Source organism: Vulcanisaeta sp. EB80 (assembly GCF_002078205.2).
On sequence record NZ_LCWN02000127.1, the window covers coordinates 1 to 2,605 of the forward strand.

A 2,605-nucleotide genomic window follows, 5' to 3' on the forward strand; every position below is an offset into this window, starting at 1 on the left:
ACTAATCAAGTCAGGATTGTTATAGTACCTACCAATACCCTCAACACCCCTCCTCAACAGGTAAGCACCATAAAGGGCTACGCCCATACTAACTAACGTATAGACGATGCGCATTACTACCACATAGCCGCTAAGTCCAATGGTGTGGTATAGCTCAATGATGGATATGGCCGATGAAGCTCCAATGTAGATGAAAAACCAGTAGAATAACCATGAGGAACCACGAAAAGAAAGTTCGACAGATCTCAACAGTCCAGCCGCATCCCTACCAGACCAATTACCCATTACGTAACTAATGATTCAACCATTTAAAACATTGCCGCTGCCTAGGCGCCAATGCATGTGTGTTCACGCCTCTTCACCTTAGTGCCGAGGCGTATAACTCCCATTATAATGGAGATACATTAATTTTTCAAATGCCTCAGTCCTTATAATATCCCGCCAGTAAACCTTAATAGTCCATGACTATTAGGTCCACTAATGGTTAGGAGGTTGGTTATCGATGATTTAAAGCTCGTTAGGATGATACACGACTTAGACTCACACGGTGATAAAGGTCTCCTCGTGTTTACATTGTCCAAAATCTCCGACTCAATGGATGATTATGAGAGGAATATCTGGATTTACGATGGTAAATCGCCAAGGCAATTAACTAGGGGTAATAGTGACTTCTCACCGAGAATATTAAGTGATGGTTCAGGGGTAGTATTCCTTTCAAGGAGAGGTCTTGGTAAGGATGAGCCTGGTGTTGGTGTGTGGTTGCTCAAGTTCGATGGCGGTGAGGCGGTTAGGCTTACCTACGTCAGGGGCGGGGTTACTGGCATGCGTGTTGTTGGTAATGAAATCTTCTTCCTAAGCACCACCGGCCCGACCCAGGAGGATGTGAAGTTTGTTGATGACTGGCCATTATGGTTTAATGGCAGGGGGTTCATACACACCTTCAAGACCCACCTATTCTCATTGAAAGTAGATGGTAGTTTGAGACAGTTAACCAGTGGTGATTTCGACGTTGTTGCGTACGACGTCAAACCCAATGGGGAGGAGGTTGCGGTTGCCATCAGTAGTGATCGTTTCAAGCCATACAGGAATGAGGTTTGGCTAATCAACCTAAGGAGCGGTGAGAGACGTACCATCCTTAGTAACTACAGTGTCTCCACCATGAAGTTCTCCCCAGATGGTAAGTACTTAGCCATGGTCGGCAATGACCTACATAGGGGCTTTGCCACCCACGACCATGTGTTATTGGTCAAGGTAGACACCAACGAGGTTATTGACCTAATGAGGGGGGTCGATCGCAATGTCGGCAACAGCCTAAATAGTGATGTTAGAGGTTCGCCACCGCCAACAAAGCTCCAATGGGTTGGTGAGTATATATATTTCGTAATGATGGACGGAGGGACAGCAAGACTTGCCAGGACCGGCGTTAATGGTAATGTCGAAGTTGTGGTTGGCGGCAATAGGAGCGTTGAGGATTTCGCGGTGATAAACCATGAGTTGATATACTTCGTAGCCATGGACCCAACCACACCAACGGAACTGTATAGATGGGTTAATGGGGCTGAGGAGAGGGTTACGAACTTCAATGATTGGGTTGGCATGGTGAGTCTATCCAAGCCGGAGCAATTCAAATTCAAGGCTGGCGATGGTGTTGAAATCGAGGGTTGGATAATGAGGCCCGCAGATTTCAGGCCTGGAATTAAGTATCCGGCGATTCTTGAGATACATGGAGGACCAAAGACGGCTTACGGTTACTCATTCATGTTTGAGTTTCAGGTGTTAGCAAATGAGGGCTTCGTCGTAGTATTCATGAATCCGAGGGGTAGTGATGGTTATGGTGAGGGGTTCGCGGACATACGTGGGCACTATGGCGAAAGGGACTATGAAGACTTGATGGAGGGTCTCGATTACGTGCTTAGGAGTTACGACTTCATAGACCCGAACAGGTTAGGGGTTATTGGTGGGTCCTACGGTGGTTTCATGACTAATTGGATAGTGACGCACACAGATAGGTTTAGGGCTGCCGTGACTGACAGGTCAATATCCAACTGGGTTAGCTTCTTCGGGACCAGTGACATAGGTCCTTACTTCGCCAACGACCAAATAGGTGGTGATGAGGGTAAGGACTTCTGGGGTTACCTGGAGACCTATCTGGCGAAGTCGCCGATAATGTATGTGAAGAACGTGAAAACACCACTCCTCATAATACATTCGTTGGAGGATTACAGGTGTTGGTTCGACCAAGCCGTCCAGTTGTACACGGCGCTTAAGTACATGGGTAAGGAGGTTAGGATGGTGGTTTTCCCAGGGGAGAACCACGACTTATCGAGGTTTGGCAAGCCGAACCATAGGGTTGTTAGGTTGAGGAGTATTGTGGATTGGTTTAGTGAGAAATTAAGGCGGTAAATCACTGGGACCTGCTCAATTCGTCGATGACGTCCTTGGTTACGTTAATGACCCTGACACCCCTCTCAATAGCCCTCCTAACAATCTCAACCCTCTTCCTAAGACCCACGGTCCTGCCTATTACGATCGCCTCCTTCGTTGGATCAACCTTATCCACATCCTCCGGCCTATGCACAGTCACTAGCTTAAACCCAGTCGGGTG

General features: G+C 47.4%; 3 protein-coding genes. 1 reads left to right on the forward strand and 2 read right to left on the reverse strand.

All coding sequences use genetic code 11. From position 1 onward, the window contains the following. Positions 1 to 285 (reverse strand): hypothetical protein (locus B7L70_RS12355; RefSeq protein WP_143701652.1); only part of this gene is annotated, 285 nt, incomplete at its 3' end. Positions 286 to 480: 195 nt separating this feature from the next. Here B7L70_RS12355 and B7L70_RS12360 point away from each other — a divergent pair. Next, on the forward strand, positions 481 to 2,403 hold the full coding sequence (locus tag B7L70_RS12360) for a S9 family peptidase (protein WP_081228437.1): 1,923 nt from the start codon (positions 481 to 483) through the stop codon (positions 2,401 to 2,403). Position 2,404: 1 nt separating this feature from the next. Here B7L70_RS12360 and B7L70_RS12365 read toward each other — a convergent pair. Next, a partial coding sequence (locus B7L70_RS12365; RefSeq protein ID WP_304440748.1) for an eL32 family ribosomal protein occupies positions 2,405 to 2,605 on the reverse strand: 201 nt, incomplete at its 5' end.

Excerpts from the sequence above, each read along its gene's own strand:
- B7L70_RS12360 (WP_081228437.1), top strand. The coding sequence starts at position 481 with ATGGTTAGGAGGTTGGTTATCGATGATTTAAAGCTCGTTAGGATGATA.